A 3,646-nucleotide genomic window follows, 5' to 3' on the forward strand; every position below is an offset into this window, starting at 1 on the left:
AGGAGCAGGGCGGCGAAAGGTCTGACGCGGAGCATGGAGCGGAGCTTATAGGCCAATGCGGCGAAACCTTGCCAGCGGCCGCCGTCGAACGCGGCCTCAAGCCTAACCGTCCATGGCCAAGCTTTGTTCCTTACCCCGGTCAGTCCTCGGGACCGATCCGGCCTCGCAGCGCCTTCACCCCGCCGCGCCGCGCCTTGGCGTCCAGCCGTCTCTGGCGCGACGCCCGCGTGGGCCGGGTCTTCTTGCGCGGCGGAGGCGGCGGCTCGGCCGCCTTGCGGATCAGCGATACGAGCCGGTCGCAGGCGGCCTGGCGATTGAGCTCCTGCGAGCGGTGCTCCTGGGCGAGGATCACCAGCACGCCGTCTTGGGTGAGCCGCGAGCCCGCCAGATGCGCCAGCCGCTGGCGCACGCGCTCGGGCAGGCTCGGCGATCCACGCACGTCGAAGCGCAACTCGATCGCCGTCGAGACCTTGTTGACGTGCTGCCCGCCGGGGCCGGAAGCGCGCACCGCGCGTAGCTGCACCTCGTCGTCGCCGATCGCGATGTGATGGCCGACCTCGATCACCGCTATGCCGCGCCCCACACGTCCACGGGCGGCAAGCCGCGCACCGCGCGGGCCCGATCGACCAGCTCCTGGATGAACGCCGTCTTGGCTGCCGTGAGGAGCGGCGGCGAGATCGCGGCAAGCCGCGCTTCGCGTTCGGCCGCAAATGCCTGCGGCCACGCAGGGTCGTAAGCGACGGCCTCGACGGTTTCGCCGCTCATGGCCGCTGCAGCACGACGAGGTCCACCCAGTCGCGGACCGGTCCGGGCGTGGGCCGCGCCCGCATGGCGCCGAGCCCGGCCTCGAACGCCGCATCGGGCAGGCTGGCAAGCAGGCTGTCGGCGCGCAGGGTCGTGCGCTCGACGAAGCTCGTCCAGTCCGGCTGGCTGACCTGTTCGACCAGCTTGTGGCCGAGCGGGCGGAAGCCCTCCGGCTGGAACGGCGCGGCGATCTCCGCCAGGCTCGGCATCCGGGCGAGATAGAGCGCCTCGAAACCTTCGAAGTAGCCGTTCAGCGGAACCCGATGGGCCTGCTCGCGGGTGGGGCCGCGGATCGCAACGCAACCGCCCGGCGCCAGCACGCGGCCGCATTCCGCCGCGGCCTTCGGCCGGTCGCCGATGTGGTGGAACACCATCGACATGAAGACCAGGTCCGCCCAGCCGCTCTCCACTGGGATCGCCTCGGCCGAGCCGGTGCGGAAGCTGACGTCCGGACCGAGGTCCTTCGCGCGCGCCTCCCGCAGCATCTTTTCCGACGGATCGACCCCGATCACCTGCGCCGCGTAGCCGTTCGCCAGCCCGCCCGAGAACCGGCCGGTGCCGCAGCCCAGGTCGACGATCCGTTCCGGTCGCCTGGGCAACAGGCTCGCCAGCTCGTCCAGCCACAGCGCCAGCACGCCCGGCTGCATGGCGCGCCCGCGGTCATAGGCCTCCGGCATGCGGGTGCGATCGTAGTCCATGGGGCCTTTTGCCAAGCTTCGCGGATTTCGGTAAGTAGCCCCATGCGCCGCGTAAGCCACGCCCTCGCTCTGCTTATTCCGACCGCCGCCGGCGGGCGGGTGCGAGGTGTCGTGGCGTAAGCGTCAGCAGCCACCCTCGAATCACCAGCCCCGGCGGGACGCGTCCGGGGCTTTTTCGTTTCAGAAGCCCGCCGTCCGCTCCCGCCCAAGGAGACCAAGGACATGAGCGAATATCCCGAGATCCGCGTCCGCGGCATCGAGCCCGCCGACATCGCCGCCGTCACGGAGGTGTTCAACCAGCCGAAGGCCTATTGGGGCACGCTGCAACTTCCGCTCACCGCGGTCGCCGAGCGAGAAAGGCGGTTCGCCAACCGGCCGGCCAACCTCAAGCAGCTGGTCGCCGAAATCGAGGGAAAGGTCATCGGCTGCCTCGGCCTGTTCCGGGACGAGAACATCCGCCGCAACCACGTCGGCGGCTTCGGCATGGCCGTGCACGACGGCTTCGCCGGCCGCGGCGCAGGGACGGCGCTGGTTTCCGGCGCGCTCGAGCTTGCCGACCGCTGGTGGAACCTGAAGCGCCTGGAGCTGTGGGTGTACGCCGACAACGCACGCGCCATTGCGCTCTACGAACGCTTCGGGTTCGAGCGCGAAGGCCTGAGCCGCGCCTACGCGTTCCGCGACGGCGAATACGTGGACACGCTGTCCATGGCCCGGATCAGACTGTGAGGCGGCTTCCCTTGACCTTGGCGCAAAAAACCGCTTCAGAGCCGGCGCTTTCCCGCATTGCCGTTGCGCAAGCGCAGCGCGTCTTGTCCCGCTAGGAGAACGATCATGCGCGTCTACTACGACCGCGACGCCGACATTTCCCGCATCCTGGACAAGAAGATCGCGATCGTGGGCTATGGCAGCCAGGGCCGTGCGCACGCGCTCAACCTCACCGATTCCGGCGTCAAGAACCTCGCCGTGGCGCTGAAGCCCGGCTCGGCCACCGCCAGGAAGGTCGAGGCCGACGGCCTGAAGGTGATGAGCGTGCCGGACGCCGCCAAGTGGGCGGATGCGATCATGATCCTCGCCCCCGACGAGCTGCAGCGCGGCATCTACAACGCCGAGATCGCGCCCCACATCAGGGACGGCGCGGCGCTGCTGTTCGCCCACGGCCTCAACGTCCATTTCAGCCTGATCGAGCCGAAGCCCTCCATCGACGTCCTGATGGTGGCGCCCAAGGGCCCCGGTCACACCGTCCGCAGCGAGTACCAGCGGGGCGGCGGGGTGCCCTGCCTGATCGCGGTGCACCAGGACGCCACCGGCAACGCGCTCGACCTCGGCCTCGCCTACGCCTCGGCGATCGGCGGCGGCCGCTCGGGGATCATCGAGACCACCTTCCGCGAGGAGTGCGAGACCGACCTGTTCGGCGAGCAGAGCGTGCTGTGCGGCGGCCTGGTCGAGCTGATCCGCGCCGGCTTCGAGACCCTGGTCGAGGCCGGCTACGCCCCCGAGATGGCCTATTTCGAGTGCCTGCACGAGGTGAAGCTGATCGTCGATCTGATCTACGAGGGCGGCATCGCCAACATGAACTACTCGATCTCCAACACCGCCGAGTACGGCGAGTACGTCACCGGCCCGCGCATCGTGACGCCCGCGACCAAGGCCGAGATGAAGCGCGTGCTGGAGGACATCCAGTCCGGCCGCTTCGTGAAGGACTGGATGAACGAGAACGCGGCCGGCCAGCCCAGCTTCAAGGCGACGCGCCGCCGCAACGCCGAGCACCCCATCGAGGAGGTGGGCGGCCGGCTGCGCGCCATGATGCCCTGGATCACCCAGAACAAGCTGGTGGACCAGGAGCGGAACTGAGCCCGGCTCCCCCCGATCACGGGGGAAGTGGCCCGATGCGCGGAACGCGCGAGGGTCGATGGGGGGAGAGGCCCAAAGACCACTTCCCCCCTTGTCGGCCGGGCGTCGCCGCCGACATTTCCCCGTCGAGGGGAAAGCAATCACTCCATCCGCCGCTTCTGCTTCATCCAGGCGCGACTGCTCTTCATCCGCACGATCCACTCGCGCTGCTGGGCCTTGCGCAACGCCGGGTCTGCCTTGGCGCGCTCGTGGGCCAGCTCGCGCTGCAGCTTGAGCCAGCTGTCGTAGCGCGC

5 protein-coding genes are annotated in these 3,646 nt (G+C 69.4%); 2 read left to right on the plus strand and 3 right to left on the minus strand.

Features of this window, described 5'->3' with window-relative positions; all coding sequences use genetic code 11:
* Nucleotides 1–139 precede the first annotated feature (139 nt).
* From arfB to VLI41_RS04760, 3 genes are read right to left on the minus strand one after another with little or no spacing between them, the layout of a single operon-like run.
* Complete coding sequence (gene arfB / locus VLI41_RS04750; RefSeq protein ID WP_325266909.1) at nucleotides 140–565, minus strand: alternative ribosome rescue aminoacyl-tRNA hydrolase ArfB; 426 nt, start codon at nucleotides 563–565, stop codon at nucleotides 140–142.
* 2 nt (nucleotides 566–567) lie between these two features.
* Entirely contained in the window at nucleotides 568–765 is a 198-nt protein-coding gene (locus tag VLI41_RS04755; RefSeq protein WP_325266910.1) for a hypothetical protein, read from the minus strand.
* Entirely contained in the window at nucleotides 762–1,502 is a 741-nt protein-coding gene (locus VLI41_RS04760) for a class I SAM-dependent methyltransferase (RefSeq protein WP_325266911.1), read from the minus strand. Before VLI41_RS04760 ends, VLI41_RS04755 begins: the two co-directional genes overlap by 4 nt.
* A gap of 222 nt (nucleotides 1,503–1,724) precedes the next feature.
* Here VLI41_RS04760 and VLI41_RS04765 point away from each other — a divergent pair, with 222 nt between their 5' ends.
* Nucleotides 1,725–2,228, plus strand: a complete 504-nt coding sequence (locus VLI41_RS04765; RefSeq protein ID WP_325266912.1) for a GNAT family N-acetyltransferase — start codon at nucleotides 1,725–1,727, stop codon at nucleotides 2,226–2,228.
* A gap of 105 nt (nucleotides 2,229–2,333) precedes the next feature.
* Nucleotides 2,334–3,353 carry a ketol-acid reductoisomerase gene (ilvC, locus tag VLI41_RS04770; RefSeq protein ID WP_325266913.1) on the plus strand — a complete coding sequence of 340 codons (1,020 nt, stop codon included), beginning with the start codon at nucleotides 2,334–2,336 and terminating at the stop codon, nucleotides 3,351–3,353.
* Nucleotides 3,354–3,646 lie beyond the last annotated feature (293 nt).

This window comes from Phenylobacterium sp. (genome assembly GCF_035475775.1).
In the GTDB taxonomy this organism is placed as follows: Bacteria; Pseudomonadota; Alphaproteobacteria; order Caulobacterales; family Caulobacteraceae; genus Phenylobacterium.